Raw genomic sequence first — 19,849 nt, 5'->3', positions numbered from 1 at the left:
ACGGAGTCGAGTATCGAGGCGTGTATGCCGCCTATATTTACTGCTCAACAGTGAAAGCAGCACAACCGCCTGGTATCCCTACGGACGATCAATTTTGCGGCTTTTTCGGGACCCACATGCTCTGTATTAAGCGTCCGACCTTCCGCATTGATCACTCCTCAGTCCGTGCCACATTCGCGTTCTGAATTCAGCACGGCTTTGTTAATATCATTAGTAGCTGATAGATGTAGCCGCGTTAGGTTCGCGCCCTGTATCTTGCACGCCTCGCTCAACCCATACCTCAAGTGTCCAAACAGCGTGCAACATCCAGAGGGCTAATTCAGCACGTCGGTAGACTTTATTTCGCCCAATTGATTTTGAGTACCTGAAAGGTGAGCATGCGAACTCCTTGTCTTATCCAGTTGCGACTGCCCTTTTGAAAGAGTCTACATAGTTTATTGATAGATTTTTTACCCGTCTAATGTTCTTGCTAATACATTTCATTTGTTTTTATCTCATTTTTCCTACTTTGGTTGGTGAATGGATAAGTAAGTGATAGTTGGTGTGAAGTGAAGTCATGTCTGATCACAACAGACGGAGTTTCATGAAGAAGGGTGCTGGAGCAGCGTTCGTCATGGGTGCCGCGATGCCGGTTGGGAGCACTGTCGCGGACGAGGGTGACGAGACCGCTGTCCCTGATCCCGGAGAGATACTCCCGGAACCGTACGCGAGCGAGGAGTGGACCGGCCCGAACGCGGGTCCCGGTCACACGCGACACGTCTCGGCTGACTACGAGTTCGACTCGGACGACCTCGGCGTCGCCTGGACGTTCGAACACGGTGGCAACGCGGTGGTCGCCGACGGCACCGTCTACGTTAGCAGTTCGGAAGGTGTCTTCGCACTCGACGAAGAAGACGGATCAGTGCTGTGGGAGACGGCAGAAATCGATACGGATATTGGCTACAGTGTCGCGACGGTGACCGCCGCCTACGGCTCGTTGTACCTCACAAACGAGGACGGCGTCATCGCGCTGGATCAGGCAGACGGAAGCCTCGAGTGGAGCTACGAGATCGAGTGGGAGGAAATATACGAAGAGGACGATGACCGTGACGGCGTAAGAGTATACGAGCCGACCGTCGCCTACGGGGCGGTGTTCATCGTCGACGACGGAACGTTGTACGCCCTTGAGGCGGACGATGGGTCGGTGCGTTGGGAGCGAGAGTCGTTCACCGCGGCTCCACCACAAGACGACCAGGAACTCGGCTTCAACTCCGCAGCTGTCGCCGTCTCAGACGGCCGAGTGTACTCGAACAGCGACGACCTTTTGGGCGAACATCTTGTGGCGCTCGACGTGGTGACCGGTGAGTCGCTCTGGTCTAATCGTTTCGGGGCAACACAAGGATACGTCGAGGGCGCGAATTCTGCAGCCGTCGCGATGGGCGGCCGAGACGAAGAGTATACCCTCCACGATCCGGAAACGGGCGACAGGCTTGAGCAAGGTTGGTATATGTCCGGACTCGTCTTCGACGACGAGATCGTGATTTCGTCATGGCGGGACCGCGTGTACGCAACCGGCTTCAATACGGATGCCGAATGGGAGTGGTGGTCTAATGACTCTGACTGGAACGAGACGTACGAAGGCGAACACCGGTACTTCTCCAGACCGGACGCAATCGTCGGAGATACGCTGTTTTTCGACTTCAGTGATGGGTTCGATGACGAACTCGCTGGAACGCTTGCTGCCGTGAATAAGTACGACGGTGAGTTCAAATGGACCATCGAGAACGACCGGACGTTCCGGGCGTTCAGCAATGGGACGTTCTACCTTTCGGACGACGAACTCGTTGCGCTTCGAGAACTCGAGGACGAGGATGACGACTCGGACGACGGAGACGGGGAAGATCACGACGACGAAGAGGAGGGAGACGGTGACGAGAACGGAGAGGATGGAGAAGACGGAGAGGACGGAGAGGGCGAAGACGAAGAGGAGGATGATGGTGACGAGGGTGAAGATGACAAAGATGACGAAGAGCCAGCGACGGACCTTTCGATCAGCGTCTCGAGCCCCGAGACTATCGCGCTCGAGGAGAACACGACCTTTGACGTTACTGTGCAAAACGCGGGTAACGTGGATGCGGATACGAGCATCACCCTCGAGGTGTGTCGAGTGTGCAGAGCGATCGGCGCCGAAATCCCCGCCGGGAGTTCGAAAACCGTCCGGATCGGCGTCTACGGTGGCGATGTCGGTCGAGAAGGCGAGGTCGATTGGACGGTGACCGTCGACGGCGAGCGAGAAACCGGGACGGTGACCATCGACTAAGCCAGCCGACCGACTCTTGGCATGCGTTTCGGAAGTGAGAGAAATGAGAACCACCGCTGCGTTTGATGTTCGGAAACACACTACCGACTGACGATCTGTTGCTGGTCAGTATGGTACCTTCGTCGCCCGTACTAACCAACCACTCCCGTCGTACATTGGGCCAGATCTCGTGGGACATTCGCGCCCTGGGCCTTGTTTAGACGCAGCAGAAACCGGCTCTACCGCTTCGTTCTTAACGTGTGAATCTGTACCGTGCGGTGGTGTCTACTGCGTTCTGCTCAGCCGAAATGACTCCCGGACCGCCCGTTCAGGAGCGTCTAAACAAAGCCTAGAGGGTGTATGCAGCAGTTCTCCCACGGCCGACAATACAGTTATTCTCGATTCAAGCGTACACCTATTGTTATGCCGGGTATCCAGTGCAACGGGGCGAACCTCTACTACGAGGATCACGGCGACGGGGCACCGATCATCTTTCTTCACGGTGCAACGGCGGGCCTTAGGTACTTCGAACCGCAATTGACCGGTCTTTCGGACGAGTACCGGTGCCTCGCATTCGATTTTAGAGGCCACGGTCGGTCAGAGAAGACCGAACTCGGTCATACGCTGCCACAACACGCTCGTGACTTCCACGCGTTTCTCACTCAGCTCGACCTTGACGAGGCAGTGGTCGTCGGTTGGTCGATGGGCGCAATCGTGTCGTGGGAGTACATTGATCAGTTCGGCACGGATCGAATCCGCGCGTTAGTTGACGTGGATATGGAACCTTCACCGTTGCAGCGGGCGGATTACGACTACGGGAGCTACAGCGTAGAGGGACTCAGGGACGCGCTCGTTCGTATCCAAACGAACCCCTTGGAGCACCTCGACCGACAAATCGAGGCATTGCTCAAAGATCCCCCGTCTCGTGAGCGACGAACCATGATGTTCGACGAGTCCTCCCGAACCCCGTCACCAATCTCGGGAGCGATGCTTCTCGAACTGATGCGCGATTACCGAGACGTCCTCCCCGCAATCGACGTCCCGACGCTGGTTTGCGCCGGTGCAGACGAGAAGTGGCGCAGCGTCGAATCCGTCGAGTACGCAGCAGACCTCATCCCGAACGCCCGATTCGAACTCTTCGAGGAAAGCGGACACTGTCTCACCATCGAAGAGCCCGAGAAATTCAACCGAGTGGTGAGCGACTTCGTCGCGTCGCTGTGACCGATACGCGCTCTGTATCTTGCACGCCTCGCTCAACCCATACCTCAAGTGTCACGAACGGCGTGCAACATCCAGAGGATGAGTGCAGCACGCTGACTCGGTTTATTTCACTCAGTCTCATCTGAACTACCCGGTATAGAACCTGCGAACGTGCCGATACTACGAAATAAGCAAATCTTTTTGTGTCTCACGTACGTCTCACACAAGTTTGAGTACTGACACCGATGGCGGCGGCAAGGACACCGAGAAGATCGATGTCCGCGTCCCTGTAGCAATGCTCGAACAGATCGACGAGGAGTACGAGCGTCGGGGGTACACGTCGCGTTCAGAGGCGATCCGCGACGCTCTGCGCGACTGGCTGAACCCATCGGCAGAACTCTCTAAGGAGCTCCTCGCCAACCTCGAGGAGAGCAGCAAGCAGCGCGAGCGTGGCGAAACTCACAGCGCCGACGAGGTGCGGAAGCGACTCGGCCTCGACGGCGACGAATGACGGACGTCGAGTACTCCGAGCAAGCCATCGCCCATCTTGAAGACCTCGATCCACAGGTCGCCGATCGCGTGATGAACAAGGTCGACGAGGCGACCGAGTGGACCGAACACCGCCTCGGAAAAACTCTCGGGCTATCCGTACTACAAGATCCGGGCAGGTGACTGGCGGGCGATCATCACGTGGGACCGTGAGAACGATATCCTCGTTGTCGAGGCGGTTGGCCATCGACGCAACATCTACGACCGCCACCTTCCACCGTGATCTTTTGCGTTAGGTGCACGTGCTTATTGAACATCGCTTAACAGGTGCCTTCATCAGACTCTTCAATGTCATGTATATTGACAGAGGGATTATCGAAGTAAAACGTTGCACTATAGCAGTCCGCAGACAAATCTCGTCCCGAAAAATCACCGGGAATTGATGTCATCCCGATGTCGTCGTCTGTAGCCCACAATAAGGAATATTTGGCTGGCTCAGTTGACCACGATGGGTCAATAACTTCGTATCCCTCGGCTGCTTTTATCTCATTCTCGTAGATGGGTGCGTTATCACGTCTCAGTTGTAATTGTACAGATTTTGTCTCTTGGCTCCGATTATACACGAATAGCGTTCCGAGTCGAACCCCTGTTTCAGAACCCAATGGATTCTGATTTGCACATCCTGCAAGCGATGAAGCACCGAGTGTTGCAAGCAAATGCCGACGAGATACCGAGGAGTCATCCATGTGGATAGTAATTCATTTGCGGTGATAAGTTTTCACCCATGATGCTATCTGTAGAGCCTGTACTCTCCGAGCACTCCCCCTTTACGGAAGTCAAGAACCCCTCTCGAGAGACGGTCAAACGTGTGATGACGTTCATCGATCGCTTCGGGAAGGACCTCTTCGAGATGCGGTGGGCGAAACACACCGGACGGAACACCAACGAGATCGTGATCGATCGCGAGGCCTGGCTCGACTACACGGAGACGCTGACTAACAGCGCCACCGAACCCACACCGAGTGAGGTAGACGGGGGCTCACCAGAACCGACGTCGCTCTCGAAGACGAGACATACACGAGATGATCGAGACACCTCGTAACGGTGTTGTGACGCCCCTCGAGAGGGGAGTCGTGACACCACCAGTTCGAACTCCCACCCACCACATTGAGAACCCACCCAAACCAGGATAGTTGCAGTCTGTGTGCGGTGTATGTACCGGCCGGCTATGGTGGGGTGTTACGCCTCTCGTTTAACTCTCGTAATGAACTCAAGAAACGAAGAGATCTGTCACGTCACACCTCTCGTTCGGTGGGCGTCACAACAGTGTGACTCTACCAGAACACCCTCCCCGTCGTCGGAGACCGTCGAACGTCAGAATCACTCGCAAAGACAATCGCGTGTCCGGGTTAGCTGGACGATCTCTTCGTGGAGTTTCGTCGCAAGCCGGTAGATTGTTTGAGCACGGTATTCTCCGGCGACACCCGTTCGATAGTAGGATTCTGACCGGTTCTCGATCCACAGTTCCTCGAGACGATCCGCAACCTCTTCTGAGAACAGGCCTGCTCGCACGCCCAGTTCGTACACTTCCGTATGACGCTGCCCAGCGACGTCGTATCCCTTCTCTTCGACGTAGAACTGAATCGAGCGCTCGATAGCAACGAAAGACGCTTCGATAATCACAGTGAAGTGACCGTTTCGCTCGAGCAGAAACCCCGCTGCATCGAGGAGACGGCACGCCTTCCGCAGCTGAAGCACAGCTGGATCGGAGACGTGCTCGAGACCAACCTCTGGATTTTCAGGTCTCCGCTGGAATGCATCTTCCGCGTTTCCAAGTGCGATCTCGAGATCCTTCGACGTGACGTCCTCCCACGACTAAAGTCGTGAGCTTCCCCTCCAACGCGTGATTCAGTCGTCTGAACCACCGGGGGCAACGTTCCCACGCATCCGCGTGGTACTCTGGGTTACGGGTGCCTCTTTGGTCGACTGACCAGAGCGTTTCACTGTCCACTCGTGGTCGTTCCACTCAAGGCATGGCACTGAACTGGAGTGTCCATCCGCCGTCGTGTTCTCTCGGGCGGCCGTAGGTCGCGCCATCGACCCACTTGCTCGAACCTCGATACCCTCCTCCGCGTGCTTCCGCAGGAAATTCGCCGACCCCGCAACATCAGCATGTCCCTCGCGACCACACGCATAACACTGGAGTAAATCACCGCTCCGATGCACATCCCTGCTCTCACACTCGGGGCACTCGGACGACGTCCCCGCCTCTGACTTCTCAGTGACGGTTATCCCGTACTCGAGCTCTAACACGTCGTTGAGACGTCGTCGGAACCGCCCATGTGCCCAGAACAGGTCGGTCTTTTCGTTCACCGTCGCGGACCAGTGTTTCGCTCGCATGTCGCCCAACGCACCGACGGTGAGTTCGGACACGCCTCTCTCGACGAGCCACTCGCCGAGGTCTCGAATCAACGCATCCATCAAATGATTGCGTTGCTCACCACGCTTGCGATATACGCGTCGGATTTGCTTGCTCGACCACTCATCGTCGTCGAGGATGGCCTGTAACTCGGCGATTCGCTCCGTGTGAGTGTGGAACGTGTGGAACGCCGGTCTCCCCTGGTAGATGCGGTGGTCGCCTTGGGTTGTCGTGACGGCGGCGAGATTGTTCGCACCGATGTCCACCGCTGCCACTACCTCGTCGCCGCGTTCGGAAGTGGCCAGTGAAGTGGATGAATGAGTGTCGCGTCGGCGTGGAGGTGTGTCCTCATTGCCGACGGTTCGGTGTGCAGTGAACGTTTCGGTGTCTCTGTCGTACACGAGTTCTAACCGACCTTGTTTGCCCGTCCAACGGAGTTGCCCTGCAACTTCCAAGCGTAACCGTTCGTAGTATCCGAGCCCGTACTTCTCTTTCAGGTCCATACCAACAGGAATCTCTAAACGACTTCTGTCGCCGAGTTCGAGCGTGTACTGGTCGTTGCGGATGACGGTATGTAGTTCGCGGTTTCCGTCGAGTTTCCAGTACCCGGGTGGGGATGGCCTGTCCGTGACTTTCGCGTTGTCGGGGTTTCGGTAATTCGAGAGAAGTTCGAAGTAGGATTTCCACGACTCCCAGTTCTTTTGTACGAGTTGCTGAGGTGCCGCAGACCCGAGTGTGTGTTTGTATTGTTGTCGATAGTCTTCTTGGGAGACCGCTCGCTTCACGGTGGATTTCAACTCGCTGACCGGGACGCGGTCGTCCGCGTTGTCTTGTGCGTTGAAGAGAGTTTGTCTGCGGTCGTAGTTGACTTGGTTGTTGCAGGCCGCTGACGCGTCCAACAGTTCGAGGAGGAGGAGCTCGTCGCGGTGCGAGCGGGGCCTCACCTCGAACGTGTCGGTTCGCGTCATTACTATTTGTCACGAGATATACCGTGATAAACGTTCCGAGTGGTTACGAAGCAAATGGTTAACGTGTTCGAACCCGATTGTTTCTGCATGAATCGAGACAGGGACAGTGGAGGAGAGTTCAAGCCTATCGTGTCCGATGACGACGTATTGGATGTGTTGAGGGGTGCGGATACTCCTGTGTTGACGACGCAGATGATTGCGGATGAATTGCCGGTGTCGAGACAGGCGGTGTATGAACGATTGCGGAAGTTACACGACTCAGAGGAGGTTGGTCGAATGAAGGCTGGTTCGCGGGCTGTTGTATGGTGGGTTGGCGACGAATCGGAGTAACGTGGGAATCACCGGCCGAGCGGGGGAATGTGGCTTGTGTAAGTCTGCCTATCGCTCGGACCCACGACTTCAGTCGTGGGCTTACGCTATCATTGTGTCACTGGCGTCCACCTCCAAAGAGGTCGCGTCTCACGTGTCGAAACGCCTCACTGTCGGATAGGATAACCCCCTTGTGTAGTATCGGGTGCAGATCCCCGCCTCGTCTCCGGGCGCTCTCAGGTGACTCAACGAAGACTTCAAACTCGTACCGCTGTCCATCGATCGAGTCTGCTTCGAGATCGGCAATGATCTCGGAGATGGCCCGTCGTGCGGGTACTAACTCACCGTCATCGTCAACGAAGACGAAGACGTCGATATCGCTGACGCGGTCTGCGTCACCTCGTGCGACACTTCCAAAGCAGACGATTCCAGCGACAGATGAGAGTTCCTCGTCGATTTGATCCACGAATCGTCGAAGGGGAGGACGGAACTCTGATTGTGGGATCTCGAGAAACGGGTCGTCTGCCCCGTGTAGTCGATGCTCCTCGATCCGATACAGTGTCTTGTTCCCGGCGTCGCGCCTGCGAATCAGTTCCATCGCTTCAAGTAAGGACAGCGCCTTCGAGACGCTGGGACCTCCAAACCCGGTCAGTCTCTGCAGATCCCGGTTCGAAAACTCGGTGGACGGATTTTGCGCAACGATCTCGAGAATTTCGTCCATTGCCTCGTACCTGAAGATTTGCTCGTTCGGAAGGGGGAGCCGTATCTCGACGTCCATCTGTTATACTATATATAACGCGTTACATCCCATATAACGGTTTGCCTGTGTGCCAAAACACGACGTCGGTTACCCGGCGACGGTGACGTATCGGAGACGGCATGGGAGGGCGTCATTGAATGTTTTTCCGCGCTGCTTTCGATTATCCAACGATCCATCGTCTTGTGATGGTCAAATAACCCTGACCTCAAATTGCCAGTCATCGATTCTCATCACAAAAATATTGAAGCCGCTGCGGTTGATAGTGTGTATCATGACCCCAAACCTCACACTCGAGCCGGTAGATGACATCCCCACTGAATCCCGAGTTTGCCATTACGACGAACTGGGGGAAGGCGCAAAAGAAGAGTTCCCGATCCTTACTGGGGCTACTGACGTTGCTGTCGATCACTCGATTGCAGATGGATTACAGGGGTGTGACCTCGTGAAGTACACCAACTACTACGAGGTTTCCGTCAGCTAACCGACGTACTGTAACTCCCACTCTCGTCGTTCCTCAATTGCTCGCTCACCTGCGTCCGTGATAGCGTAGTAATTCGTTCGTCTATCGAGCTTTCCTTTTTCGACCAACTCTTTGTTCACCACGGTATCGAGATTGGGGTACAGTCGCCCATGATTGATGTCAGTATCGTAATACTGCTCAACCTCCACTTTGACTTCTTGGCCGGATGGTCGGTTAGCACCGGCAATGACGTACAGTAGATCTCGTTGGAACCCTGTGAGGTCGTCCATCTCACAAGACACTTCAGTAAACGTGCTATTTGTTACCGATCCCGTAGTCCGGTGTAGGCTCACTCAACCGAGGAGTAGGCGGTGTCGCTAGCCTTGCTAAACTAGTGTATACCCATTGCCTCGATTTGCTCTTGAGATCGATTTCGGATCGTAACCTCATTGACATCCTCACCGCGCCTAAAGGCGCGGGAATCCTCACGTTGGGGGTCTCGGCTCATGCCGAACCACCACGAGAGCGACTTTCTCCTACGTGTGTAGGATACTCCGGTTCGTGCGCGCTTCTTTGGGACTTTCGTGAGAGTGTGGTATCTCCGACCAGTCGTGGCCGTCCCACTCGAATCGCACGGGCCGTGCCATCGGCCGTGGTACGTCTGTTTCGTGCCGTCTCAGGAACGTCTCGCTTGCGACGAGATCTGCGTGGCCCTCGAACCCACACGAACACGTGAGCGTGTCTTGGCGTCGAGTCGTATCCTCGGTCGAACCGCAGCTCGGACACTCTTGGCTGGTCCACGCTTCCGACCGTACTTCGACTGCCATTCCGAACTCCTCGGCGGTACACGCCAACCGGTCGATGAACGCCCGGAATGCCCAGAAGTTGTGCGTCTTCGCGTTCGTCCGAACCGACCAGTGCGTCTCGAGTACGTCGGTTAAGTCGCCGACGTACACCGTCGAAACACCCTCGTCGTAGAGCCGTTCTACGAGATCGCGAGCAAGCGCGTCCATGGCATGGTCGCGTCGCCGCGTCCGTCTGCGGTACAGCCGTCGAATACGGCTCGACGAGTATCTTCCCTCTCGAAGTTTTGACTGTAGCCGGGCGATCTCTCGCGTGGTCTCGCGGAACCGCTCGAAGAGGCCGCGACCCTCGTACAGGTACTGCTGGCCGGTCGCGGTCGTACAAGCGACGATATTGTTCGCACCGATATCCAGAGCGGCGGTTTCGTCCGCCAGTGGTGAATCCTGTCGAGAAGTATCGATAGTGACAGGCTGAAAGGCTCTGAATTGGTCCGAAGCCTCGTCGTAGTACAGTTCCAACCGACCCTGCTTGCCGTCCCACTTGGGAATGCCTGCGACTTCGAGACGAAGCCGACCCGTGTGGTCATACTTCGCCTTGAGTTCCTTTCCGACCGGAATCTCGAGACGGGAACGCTTTCCGAGTTCCAGTGTGTACTGGTCGTTTCGAACGTAGGTTCGCAACGTGCGGCCGTCCTCCTCGTTGCCCCAGTAACCGGGCGGGGAACAGTGTTCGCCCTTCCCTTTGAGCGAGAAGAACGAGTTCCACGCGCTCTTGCTCTTGCGGATGAGTTGTTGAGCAGTGGCGCTTCCGAGAACGCCGACGTACTGTTTGCGGTAGTCGGCGGTGTCCCAGACGCTTTCGCCGTCGAAGTACTGTTGGCGTCGTTCGAACGTGAGTTCGTTCCAGAGGCTGGCAGAAGCGTCCAACAATTCGTGTAGCAACTCCCGGTCCTGTTCGGAGCGGGGGCGTACAACGAACTGGTTGGTCCGCTTCATCAACTACTTCTTGGGACGTAAGACACATAAGTGTGTGGTTTGTGTGATAGTATATGGTTGAGATTCGAATCGAGTTCGACGACGATGAGCAGTACGAGCGGTTGAAAGAACTCAAGAAACGCCGTGGCCTAACGTGGAAGGGATTGCTCCTCGAAGGCGAGAAGCGCGTCCGCGAGGAGACCCCTGACGGGCAATAGTCGGCGGTTGTTCGGCAGTGCCTATCGCTCAACCCCCGCCTGAAGACGGGGGCATGCGCTTTATTTTGTGTCACCTGCGCAACGTCCGCGACCTCTCTTTGTGTTTTCTTTTCGTTACACAGCAATAGACAGCCGGCGGCTGATCGACTCAGTGAGGCCCAACTTGAACGCAATCGTCGGTACCATCTCGGGTACTCGGCGGATTCATGAGTTATCCTGGCCAGAACGAGACGGGCGACGGGACGCTGCTGTGGTCCGACCGGGCCTGAAGAACGGCTTCCTGCGGAGACCGACCGCCTCGAGGAACTCCAGGCCCGCGAACTCGAGAAAGGGGCGCATCTCCGAACCGAGACCGTCGACCCCCACGAGATCGACGTCCCCGACGGCAAACTCGAGAAACTCACCAAAGACGACGGCCACACCTACTACCGCCTCCCGGAAAGCGAGGATCCGCTCGAGCGGGGTTCCACGATCACGCTCGCCCACGGCGACCTGCTGCCGATCCAGCAACTCGCCCGCATGGACGAGGAGATGCTCCGGTCGACGGCGAACTCGCTCCCGACGCGCCTCGCCGCCAACCTCTGGCAGGCCCGCACCGACCCGAGTGTCGGCGACAACCCCTGGGAGCCCGGCTCCAAGACCGTCAGAGAGTTCGTCAAAGCGAGCGACCTAAAACACTGGATCCGCCGCCAGGAACCCGGGACCAGTGAGACGTACGCCAAGAAACTGGTCTCACGGACCATCGACGCGCTCATGGACCTGTCGAGCCACCGGCTGGCGATCCGCAAACGGACCGAACGCAAGAACGGGCTCGAGTACACAGAGCGCCGCCTCCTCGTCCCCGCGGATGCGGAGCTCCCGGGTGAGACACACACCAGGTCCGAGCGGCCGGTGACAGCTGGCGTCCACGGGGAGGCCTGACCACAGGGAGACGACACCCTCGAGAGGGCACACACTCACCAAGAGAACCCTCCCATACCAAGACAGCGCGGGTGTCCGAACGTCGGCTACCGGTGGGTCTCTCCGTCGATCGGTCCGTCGTCGGGACTGCACACGACACGCTCTCGAGATCCACCGAGGACACCAGCTGTCTACGGACTCGGTCCCGAACAGGGCGAGGTTCACAGCCGGTGTCTCGACGAGACTGCACTCGAATCGTTCCGACCGATACGCCTAACCCGCTCTCGACCGAGGCCTCGTCCATGGAACACATCGCCCACCGCGGGTGTGCCGATCAGTTTCCGGAGAACACGGTGCGCGCGATCCGGGCCGTCGCCGAGGTCGTCGACCGGATCGAACTCGACGTCATGCAGTGTGGCTCGGGCGAGGTCGTGCTCTTTCACGACGCGACGACCGACGCACTCACCGGCGAGTCTCACACGGTCGCCGACACCGACTACGCCACCCTCCGGGACCTCGAGGTGTGCGGAACGACCGCCCGGATACCCACACTCGAAGACGCACTCGAAGTGCTCCCGACGACCGTGGACGTCCAACTCGATCTGAAACAGGCCGGGATCGCAGAGGCGGTCCGGCAGGTCGTCGATCGGTACGACCACGACGTCTACATCTGTTCGACCGATCCCGAGATTCTGGCGGCGGCAACTGAGTTGCCCTGGGAGATCCGCCCGGGGTTCGTCTCGTTCCCCCACTTTCAGTACGAAGACGTCGATCCGGCATCGATCACGGCCGCCGAGCGCCGCGAGGCGATCGACACCGCAACGGGCCTCGAGTGCACCTTCCTCGAGGTTCCTCAAGAACTGTGTGTCCACACGGACATCGTCGAGGCGGCCCACGCCGCCGGCCTCGACGTCGTCGCCTGGACGATCCGCACGCGTGCCCAGCTCGAGGCGGTCGCGGCCGCGGACGTCGATGCGGCGATGATCGATCGAATCGATATCCTGTAGACGGACCAAACCCCTATACTGCGACATCACCTGATACACAATATGTACGGTTCGCGCGCCCGCCTCGGCCTCATCATCCCCTCCTCGACGACGAGCGAACCGGAGTACACCGGCGCGGTCCCCGAGGACGCCTCGGTCCACGTCGCCCGGATGCGCCTCGAGGACACCGCGACCGCGGAAACCCTCCGTGAGATGCTCGACTCCGTCGAGCGCTGCGGGTCGTTGCTCGCGACTGCCAACGTCGACGCCATAGGCTTTGCGTGTACGGTCGGGAGCCTCCTCGACGGCCCGGAGACAGCCACCGACATCGAACGCCAGCTATCGAGGTTGACTGACGGCCCGGCCGTCGCGACTGCCGCAGCCGTCGACCGCGCCCTCGAGACCCTCGGCGTGCACACGGTCGCGGTCGCGACTCCCTACATCGACGACCTCAACGACCTGGAGCGAGCGTTCCTCGAGGCGTGTGGGTACGAGGTGACGGCGATCGACGGCCTCGGCCTCGAGAGCGATCTGGCGATGGGCGCCCAACCGCCGTCGCGGGCCGCCCGACAGGCACGTGCAGTCGACACCCCTGACGCCGACTGCGTCTTCATCAGCTGTACGAACTACCGGACCTTCGAGATCATCGACGACCTCGAAGCCGACCTCGGAAAGCCCGTCGTATCGAGCAATCAGGCGACGCTCTGGAACCTGCTCGAGGTGGCCGGGGTCGAACATGACCGCCCGTCGCTGGGCACGCTCTTCGATCGGTCTCTCTGACCCGCCACCGGCGGCCTCTACGGGCGAGTGCCCGACCTGCTCTAGTCGGCCACCGGAGGGAGTGCCAGCACAATGTGCCCCAGTGTCAACTTATATGATCGGTGACTCGAAATCCCCTTCCATGCTAGTCACAGGCACAGAGATGCCGCTGAGTTCGTACCTGTTCATCGGATTCATAGTGGTGTTCTTTCCGGTGCTCGGGTGGGCGTTATACAGACACATGATGAGCAAGGCGTGGGTCCGTGAGGGGCGAGACACGTGAGCGTCGATATCCAGATCTGGGTCGGATTCAGTCTGTACCTGCTCACGGTATTGGGCATTGGGGTGTACGCCTACGTCTCCCGACCCGACGAGACGCTGTCGGATTACCTGCTGGGCGATCGGTCGATCGGGTCGGTCGCGACGGCGTTTACCGGCGCGACATCGGTGGCCAGCGGCTACCAGTTCGTCGGACTGGTCGGCACGGCCTTCGCCTTCGGCGTCTCGGCGTTCTGGTTTCTCGTCGGCGATCTGATCGGGGTGATCATCCAATACACCCTCTCGCCACGCCTGCGCGCCCAGTCTGAACAGGTCGATTCGATCACGCTCGTCGACCACCTGAGCGCCCGCGTCGAGGACTCGAACAACATGGTGACGCTCGTCGGCGGGATCATCGTCCTCATCTTTATGACGATGTACGTCGCCTCCCAGATGGCCGCCGCCGGGACGGCCTTCACTGGAATCGGCGGTAGCTACGAACTCGGCGTCGTGATTGCGTTCGTCCTCATCTTACTCTATACGCTGTTGGGCGGTTACATCGCCGGCGCGTGGACGGACGTGGTCCAGGGCGTGATGATGCTGGTCGGCCTCTGGGCGATCGTCGTCCTTTCGGTCGTCCACGTCGGTGGTTGGGGGCCCTTCGTCGCCGAACTCGCCCAGCAGGACCCCGCGTTGCTGACGGTGACCGGCGGGATGGAACTGAGTGCGTTCCTCCTGTTGTTGGGTACCGTCTTCGGGATCGGCTCGGGCTACATGGGTTCGCCACACTCGATGGGCCGACTGATGGGAACCCGCGATTCGGAGACCGCCGCCCAGTCGATCGCGATCGCCGCACTCGTCTGGGTGTTGATCGACATGGGCTCGATCCTCGTCGGCTGGTCAGTCCGCGCGATCGTCCCCGACATCGCAGATCCCGAGATGGGGTACACCGTGATGCTCGAGATATTCATGCATCCGCTGCTCGCGGGGGTGTTCGTCGCGGCGCTGTTCGCGGCGATCATGTCAACCGGGGACTCCCAGCTCGTCGCCGGTGTCGGTGCAGCCGTCCGCGAGATCTATCACAACGTGATCAACGAGGACGCCGACCAACAACAGATGGTCCGGTACAGTCGGATCATGGTGGTCGTCCTCAGCGTCGTCGCCCTCGCGGGTGCCCTCCAGTTCACCGGGGTGGTGTTCTGGTTCATCCTGTTCGCGTGGGCGGGGGTTGCGTGTGTGTTCGCACCGCTGGTGGTCCTCTCGCTGTACTGGCGCGGGCTGACCCAGGAGGGCGTGGTCGCGGGGATGATCACCGGGAGCGTGACCGCCGTGCTCTGGTATTACTTCCCGCCGTTCGGCCTCTACGAGGGGTTCGCGGCGTTCATCGTCTCGGCCGTCGTCGCCATCGGCGTCAGTAGCGTCACTCAGCCGCCCGCCAACACCGAGGAGTACTTCGCCGGGTACCGAACCGGACCCGGCGAGACCGACGACGACTGAGCTCCCACGACCCTTACCGCGGTCGCAAATCCTTTGGCTGCGTTCTCCATTGACTCGGCCATGGCCGACCTCACGCATCTCCAGCCGCCGGGAGTGACGATCAACGGCTACATCGAAGACGAGTACGAGACACGACTCAACGCGGCGCTTCGCCCGTGGGACCGCGACTCGACGCCCGATGCGGGCCTACTCGGGGTCCCCTACGACGGCGCGTCCGTCGTGCGCAGCGGGTCGCGGGAGGCCCCCGACGCCGTGCGTCAGGCGTTTTACTATAACACCACCTACTCGCCGGATTTCGACGTCGATATCGCCGACATCGAGATCGCGGATCTCGGTGACGTCGACGTGGATCTGATGGACATCGCGACGACCCACGCCCGCACGGAGGACGTCATGACCGCGCTGTTCGACCGCGGCGTGACGCCGGTCGTCGTCGGCGGCGACCACTCGATCTCGTATGCAACGGTCGCAGCGGCATGCGAGCGCCCGGACATCGAGAACCTGGGTCTCATCCAGTTCGACGCTCACCAGGACCTCCGCCACTCACACGGCGGTCAGCCCTCCTCGGGCGTACAGTTTCGCCAACTCCTCGAGGAACGTCCCGAGTTCGACGGCGAGCACTACGCCCAGGTCGGCATCCGGGGATTCATGAACTCGAAGCCGTACATGGAGTACGCCGACGACCAGGGGATCACCGTCTTCTCGGGACGGGACGTCGCCCGCCAGGGAATGGAAACGGTCGTCTCCGAAGCGTTAGAGATCGCAACGACAGGCACAGACGGCTTCTTCGCGACCGTCGACATCGACTGTCTCGACCTCTCCATTGCGCCGGGGACGGCCGCACCCAGCCCTGGCGGGCTGTCGGCGTGGGACATCCTCGAGGGCGTGTACGCGGTCGGCTCACACCCGAAATCGCTCGGAATGGATCTCGTCGAGATCGCCCCGCCACACGACGTCAACGGGCTCACGAGCATCACCGGCGCGACGATCCTGCTGCACTATCTGGGTGGGCTCTCGACACGCCGGTGAGAACGCGACCAAGGTGACCACGACCCGCCCGGCGAACGCGGCCGCCGAGTCTTCAGGCGTTCGTCAACACCGCCCGTTTGAGCCGGCGGAGGTCCGCGGTTTCGTAGAGCGTGATCGCATCGGTGAAGATCTCGGTGAGCCGATCAGCGTAGTTCTGTGCGGAGTCGACGGTTTCGACCAGGATCTGGAACGCGTAGCGCTCGCCGTCGAAGCGGTCTCGACTGAGGTCGGTCGCGAGTTCGTTCCCCCGGTGTCGGGCACCGCGGGACTCCGCGACGAGCACCCAGAGGTCGATATCGCTCCGGCGGTCCCGGCTCGGTGTCGGGATCGACGGGCTGACGACTCGTCCACCGGACCCAGCGCCAGGGGTTACCGACTGGCGACGCCCATCAGCGCATACCGGAGCGCGTCGAGACAGTGGTCGTCGGCACCCGGTGTCCCGACGTGATCGACCTTGTAGCCGTAGAACTCCTGGATGAGGGGGCGACACTGCTCGGAGACCAGCAACCCGACGACGGGCTCGGCGGGTGAACTCGACTCCTTGGAGGAAGTCCGGCTGAACTCCGAGGTGTGCCTGACGCTGCCGTCGGGCATATAGACCAGTTTCCCTCGGCGGGGTATCGAGAGGTTCTCGTCGGCTTCGAGGAACTTGCGTACCTCGGCGAACCCCTCGTCGCGGTCCTTGGTCGCCTGCTCTGCGGGGTACCCCGCCCGCTTGAGCTTGTCGATATGGGTGGGTTCGTGGTCGCAGTAAATTGGGCCGGCGGGCTTGTTGCCGTCTTTGAGCCATTTGATGACGTCTTCGACGTGTCGTTTATCCTCGTAGAACAGATCGACGACGACCAGCTGGTCGTAGGCGGTCTTGCCGATTTCGAGGAGGACGGTGGGGTTCTGCCAACCGACGTCGTAGCCGTACACCCGCCAGTTGTCGACGGCGCGCTCGCGGGCCTCGGCGTGGGGGATGACGTGGGTCTCCCGGGAGAACGCCGAGTAGACCAGCCCCGTCGCGGCCGCGAACCCGCCGTGGAGGGCCTGCTCTGCCCGATCGGTTCCGCCGTACTGGCGTTCGAACCGTGCGAGGTCACCGTCGTCGAGATACGGGTTCTCGAGAAGCTCTGACCCATCACGAGGTTTCACCCGCACGGGCGCGACCAATACCGTTCGGAGGACAGCAGGCCCTGACCGCGATCATAGGCGAAAAGCCCCATGGGACGACCACCACGCGCGTGGGAGGCGATGGGGCGACTCGCTGGGAGTGATCTCGAACAGATATCCATCCCAGTGGATATATATTCCAGCGGGGCGTAGACACGGGTATGGCTGACGATTCGCCGGCGTCGGAGGCCGAAACACGCCCCTCGCTGACGCGTGGCGACCGAGTCCGTGTTGCCGCACGCACCCTGCGGACGCCGCGGACGGCGTCGCAGGTCGCCACCGAGACGGAGGTCTCGGTCAAAACCGCCCAGAAGTACCTCGAGCAGCTCGTCGAAGACGACGTCCTTCGAAAACTCGAGCGGGGCGACCAGACACTCTACTGTATCGATCAGTTGATGGCCACGTACCGGGAGATCGCTACCCTCCAGCGCGAACACACTCGTGAGGAACTCACGACCGCCCTTACGTCGATGCGAACCCGGATCACGGAGTGGAAAGACACGTACGGGATCGAACGCCCCGGCGAGCTCCGCGCGAGCATCGCCGACCTCGAGAACGAAGCCGAGATCGAGCGCCGCCGCGAGATCGCCAGCGAGTGGGAACACCTCGAGGGGCGACTCCCGGTCGTGCGGGCGGCGCTCAACGAGTACGATTGGGCGAGCGAGCGGGACACCCTCTCGGTGTGACCGCCGATGGGGCTCCCAGGTGTCACCGATAGCGCCGTCTACGACGGGTTGAAGGACGTGTTGCAACGCCAGCCGGAAATCACGGCCGTCGAGTACGAACCGGACAGCATCAGCAAACGGTTCGTGCGCGCAACGATCGATCCGAATCGCGTCACGCCCACGACGGGACCACAGTCACCGACACTCGAGGTCGAGTGGCGATACGCCGACGGAGACGCGTATTATCGGATTCACTACGCCGATCCGAACACCGGGTTCAACTGCGGGTGGCATCGTGACGAGGACCACCCCGAACTCGGGCCGGTGCACTTCCAATACGAGCGCCCAGAGACCGGTGAGAGCGACCACACGAGCGCGCACTTTTCGAAATCGGTTCCGGCCGAAGTGCTGTGGGAGGCCATCGAGCGGTTATTCGACGACCGGCTTCCAGCACTTGACACCGAGTAACCTACCCCACCCGACATGGCATCGGAGCTACCGACCTACTCAAGAATCGACTGGTGATCGATCGTCACCAGTACTCCCACCTCGAGACACGCACCACGGACGACGGCCACACCGACCCCCGCCTCCCCGAGAGCGAGGATCCGCTCGACAGAACCGCCGACGTCACGTTCGCCCACGGCGACCTGCTGCCGATCCAGCAACTCGCCCGGATGGACGAAGACATGCTTCGGTCGACGGCGAACTCGCTCCCGACGCGACTCGCCGCCAAACGCTGGCAAGCCCGTACCGACCCGAGTGTTGGCGACAACCCGTGGGAGACCGGATCCAAAGCCGTCAGAGAGTTCGTCAAAGCCTTGGAGATGAAACACTGGATCCGCCGACAGGAACCCGGCACGAGCGACGCGTACGCCAAGAAACTCGTCTCGCGAACCATCGACGCCCTCCAGAATCTCACCAACCACCGTCTCGCGATCCGCAGACGCCAAGAGCGAAAGAACGGCCTCGAGTACACCGAACGACGGCTGTGTCTACCGACCGATGCAGAGATTCCGGTGAGATCGCAACCAGCCCGAAGACAGCTGGTGTCCACGGGGAGGCCTGACCACAGGGTCACGAAACGCTCGAGAGCCTCCACGTTCCAAGAAAACCCTCCCATACCAAGACAGCGCGGGTGTCCGACCGGGTCGACTATCTGTGGGTCTCTCCGTCGATCGGTCCGTCGTCGTTTCTCACTCGAGATTGGCGCCGAGAACCTCGTCGGGACACATAGCGATCGGGTTTGCAAGGTCGAGAGATCAGATCGCTCGGAAGACGGCCAACCCCTAGCAGAGGACGAAGAGAACGGCAGTACTGAACGTAACTCGCTCACCGGTTGTCTCTACCGTCGCAGATTCGGCAACGAGGATACCGACATCAGAATCATCACTCTCGATAAGAACCTCCCCGTAAATCGTCGCGTGTCCCTCACCGATTTCACCGTCCGAGACAACGAGGTATGCCGTTCCATCCTCTGCAAAGAAATACGAAACGTCATCCATCCCGCGGTACCCGAACAGCTGTGCCGTTTCCTGTGCCAACTCTACGCTGTCTTCAGATCCCACCCCCGCCTCGGTTGGATTCCCGAGCGAAATCCCTTCGAGAGGCTCCTGATCCGTCTGTCCGAACTCTGCAGCACCCCCTCCGGCCATCGCGACAAGCAACACAATACACCCAACAGTGACGGCCCACGACCATCTCATGACAACACGTAAAAA

Annotated in this window: 21 protein-coding genes and 4 pseudogenes; 16 read left to right on the top strand and 9 right to left on the bottom strand. The window is 59.7% G+C overall.

Annotated elements, in window-relative coordinates:
* The first annotated feature begins 556 nt into the window (after window positions 1-556).
* The 4 genes and pseudogenes from NMQ11_RS18980 to NMQ11_RS18965 all read left to right on the top strand — a co-directional run bounded on the left by NMQ11_RS18980 (window position 557) and on the right by NMQ11_RS18965 (window position 4,250).
* Complete coding sequence (locus tag NMQ11_RS18980) at window positions 557-2,299, top strand: outer membrane protein assembly factor BamB family protein (RefSeq protein ID WP_345781477.1); 1,743 nt, start codon at window positions 557-559, stop codon at window positions 2,297-2,299.
* A gap of 402 nt (window positions 2,300-2,701) precedes the next feature.
* On the top strand, window positions 2,702-3,499 hold the full coding sequence (locus NMQ11_RS18975; RefSeq protein ID WP_255171249.1) for an alpha/beta fold hydrolase: 798 nt from the start codon (window positions 2,702-2,704) through the stop codon (window positions 3,497-3,499).
* A gap of 208 nt (window positions 3,500-3,707) precedes the next feature.
* A complete protein-coding gene (locus NMQ11_RS18970) occupies window positions 3,708-3,989 on the top strand; it encodes a ribbon-helix-helix domain-containing protein (protein ID WP_255171248.1) in 282 nt (93 codons plus the stop codon).
* A pseudogene (locus NMQ11_RS18965) lies at window positions 3,986-4,250 on the top strand (type II toxin-antitoxin system RelE family toxin). The gene NMQ11_RS18970 and the pseudogene NMQ11_RS18965 overlap by 4 nt, the downstream one beginning before the upstream one ends.
* Before the next feature lie 37 nt (window positions 4,251-4,287).
* Here NMQ11_RS18965 and NMQ11_RS18960 read toward each other — a convergent pair.
* Window positions 4,288-4,713, bottom strand: a complete 426-nt coding sequence (locus NMQ11_RS18960; protein ID WP_255171247.1) for a hypothetical protein — start codon at window positions 4,711-4,713, stop codon at window positions 4,288-4,290.
* Window positions 4,714-4,838: 125 nt separating this feature from the next.
* Between NMQ11_RS18960 and NMQ11_RS18955 the strand changes: the two genes are divergently transcribed.
* The gene (locus tag NMQ11_RS18955; RefSeq protein WP_255171246.1) at window positions 4,839-5,069 is read left to right on the top strand and encodes a hypothetical protein; all 231 of its coding nucleotides are present in this window, start codon (window positions 4,839-4,841) and stop codon (window positions 5,067-5,069) included.
* 278 nt (window positions 5,070-5,347) lie between these two features.
* On the opposite strand, the pseudogene NMQ11_RS18950 reads toward NMQ11_RS18955, so the two are convergent.
* The 3 genes and pseudogenes from NMQ11_RS18950 to NMQ11_RS18935 form a co-directional block, all read right to left on the bottom strand.
* Window positions 5,348-5,812: pseudogene (locus tag NMQ11_RS18950) on the bottom strand (DUF8154 family protein); the annotation flags it as partial.
* Window positions 5,813-5,875: 63 nt separating this feature from the next.
* Complete coding sequence (locus tag NMQ11_RS18945; RefSeq protein WP_255171244.1) at window positions 5,876-7,354, bottom strand: RNA-guided endonuclease InsQ/TnpB family protein; 1,479 nt, start codon at window positions 7,352-7,354, stop codon at window positions 5,876-5,878.
* A gap of 427 nt (window positions 7,355-7,781) precedes the next feature.
* On the bottom strand, window positions 7,782-8,441 hold the full coding sequence (locus tag NMQ11_RS18935; RefSeq protein WP_255171242.1) for a nucleotidyltransferase domain-containing protein: 660 nt from the start codon (window positions 8,439-8,441) through the stop codon (window positions 7,782-7,784).
* Between the two features lie 253 nt (window positions 8,442-8,694).
* On the opposite strand from NMQ11_RS18935, the gene NMQ11_RS18930 reads away from it, so the two are divergent.
* Window positions 8,695-8,904 (top strand): DUF7979 domain-containing protein, encoded by a 210-nt coding sequence (locus tag NMQ11_RS18930; protein ID WP_255171241.1) that lies wholly within the window; start codon window positions 8,695-8,697, stop codon window positions 8,902-8,904.
* Here the strand turns inward: NMQ11_RS18930 and NMQ11_RS18925 are convergent.
* Together NMQ11_RS18925 and NMQ11_RS18920 are read right to left on the bottom strand one after the other, a co-directional pair.
* Window positions 8,901-9,173 carry a PadR family transcriptional regulator gene (locus NMQ11_RS18925; protein ID WP_255171240.1) on the bottom strand — a complete coding sequence of 91 codons (273 nt, stop codon included), beginning with the start codon at window positions 9,171-9,173 and terminating at the stop codon, window positions 8,901-8,903. The two genes, NMQ11_RS18930 and NMQ11_RS18925, sit on opposite strands and share 4 nt — an antisense overlap.
* Before the next feature lie 246 nt (window positions 9,174-9,419).
* Window positions 9,420-10,682 (bottom strand): RNA-guided endonuclease InsQ/TnpB family protein, encoded by a 1,263-nt coding sequence (locus NMQ11_RS18920; protein WP_255171239.1) that lies wholly within the window; start codon window positions 10,680-10,682, stop codon window positions 9,420-9,422.
* A gap of 53 nt (window positions 10,683-10,735) precedes the next feature.
* Here NMQ11_RS18920 and NMQ11_RS18915 point away from each other — a divergent pair, with 53 nt between their 5' ends.
* From NMQ11_RS18915 to NMQ11_RS18885, 7 genes and pseudogenes are all read left to right on the top strand, one after another.
* Entirely contained in the window at window positions 10,736-10,879 is a 144-nt protein-coding gene (locus tag NMQ11_RS18915) for a hypothetical protein (RefSeq protein WP_255171238.1), read from the top strand.
* 294 nt (window positions 10,880-11,173) lie between these two features.
* Window positions 11,174-11,800, top strand: a pseudogene (locus NMQ11_RS18910) (DUF8008 family protein); the annotation flags it as partial.
* Between the two features lie 281 nt (window positions 11,801-12,081).
* Window positions 12,082-12,786, top strand: a complete 705-nt coding sequence (locus tag NMQ11_RS18905) for a glycerophosphodiester phosphodiesterase (protein ID WP_255171237.1) — start codon at window positions 12,082-12,084, stop codon at window positions 12,784-12,786.
* A gap of 42 nt (window positions 12,787-12,828) precedes the next feature.
* The gene (locus NMQ11_RS18900) at window positions 12,829-13,545 is read left to right on the top strand and encodes a maleate cis-trans isomerase family protein (RefSeq protein ID WP_255171236.1); all 717 of its coding nucleotides are present in this window, start codon (window positions 12,829-12,831) and stop codon (window positions 13,543-13,545) included.
* A gap of 121 nt (window positions 13,546-13,666) precedes the next feature.
* Window positions 13,667-13,807 (top strand): hypothetical protein, encoded by a 141-nt coding sequence (locus tag NMQ11_RS18895; RefSeq protein ID WP_255171235.1) that lies wholly within the window; start codon window positions 13,667-13,669, stop codon window positions 13,805-13,807.
* On the top strand, window positions 13,804-15,279 hold the full coding sequence (locus tag NMQ11_RS18890; RefSeq protein WP_255171234.1) for a sodium/proline symporter: 1,476 nt from the start codon (window positions 13,804-13,806) through the stop codon (window positions 15,277-15,279). The genes NMQ11_RS18895 and NMQ11_RS18890 overlap by 4 nt, the downstream gene beginning before the upstream one ends.
* Before the next feature lie 60 nt (window positions 15,280-15,339).
* Window positions 15,340-16,308 carry an agmatinase family protein gene (locus NMQ11_RS18885; protein ID WP_255171233.1) on the top strand — a complete coding sequence of 323 codons (969 nt, stop codon included), beginning with the start codon at window positions 15,340-15,342 and terminating at the stop codon, window positions 16,306-16,308.
* 52 nt (window positions 16,309-16,360) lie between these two features.
* Here NMQ11_RS18885 and NMQ11_RS18880 read toward each other — a convergent pair whose 3' ends face one another.
* Both NMQ11_RS18880 and NMQ11_RS18875 read right to left on the bottom strand, forming a co-directional pair.
* Entirely contained in the window at window positions 16,361-16,591 is a 231-nt protein-coding gene (locus tag NMQ11_RS18880; RefSeq protein ID WP_255171231.1) for a hypothetical protein, read from the bottom strand.
* A gap of 86 nt (window positions 16,592-16,677) precedes the next feature.
* Entirely contained in the window at window positions 16,678-17,451 is a 774-nt protein-coding gene (locus tag NMQ11_RS18875) for a hypothetical protein (protein ID WP_255171230.1), read from the bottom strand.
* Between the two features lie 173 nt (window positions 17,452-17,624).
* Between NMQ11_RS18875 and NMQ11_RS18870 the strand changes: the two genes are divergently transcribed.
* From NMQ11_RS18870 to NMQ11_RS18860, 3 genes and pseudogenes are all read left to right on the top strand, one after another.
* The gene (locus NMQ11_RS18870; protein ID WP_255171229.1) at window positions 17,625-18,149 is read left to right on the top strand and encodes a DUF7342 family protein; all 525 of its coding nucleotides are present in this window, start codon (window positions 17,625-17,627) and stop codon (window positions 18,147-18,149) included.
* Between the two features lie 6 nt (window positions 18,150-18,155).
* A complete protein-coding gene (locus NMQ11_RS18865; protein ID WP_255171228.1) occupies window positions 18,156-18,596 on the top strand; it encodes a toxin-antitoxin system TumE family protein in 441 nt (146 codons plus the stop codon).
* Between the two features lie 68 nt (window positions 18,597-18,664).
* Window positions 18,665-19,168: pseudogene (locus NMQ11_RS18860) on the top strand (DUF8008 family protein); the annotation flags it as partial.
* A 249-nt stretch (window positions 19,169-19,417) separates the two neighbouring features.
* Here NMQ11_RS18860 and NMQ11_RS18855 read toward each other — a convergent pair.
* Window positions 19,418-19,834, bottom strand: a complete 417-nt coding sequence (locus NMQ11_RS18855; protein WP_255171593.1) for a hypothetical protein — start codon at window positions 19,832-19,834, stop codon at window positions 19,418-19,420.
* Window positions 19,835-19,849: the final 15 nt, after the last annotated feature.

The sequence above is a fragment of the Natrononativus amylolyticus genome (genome assembly GCF_024362525.1).
GTDB classification, from domain to species: Archaea; Halobacteriota; Halobacteria; order Halobacteriales; family Natrialbaceae; genus Natrononativus; species Natrononativus amylolyticus.
The sequence above is the reverse complement of the archived record's forward strand: the minus strand, read 5'-3'. Positions and strand labels throughout refer to the sequence as shown.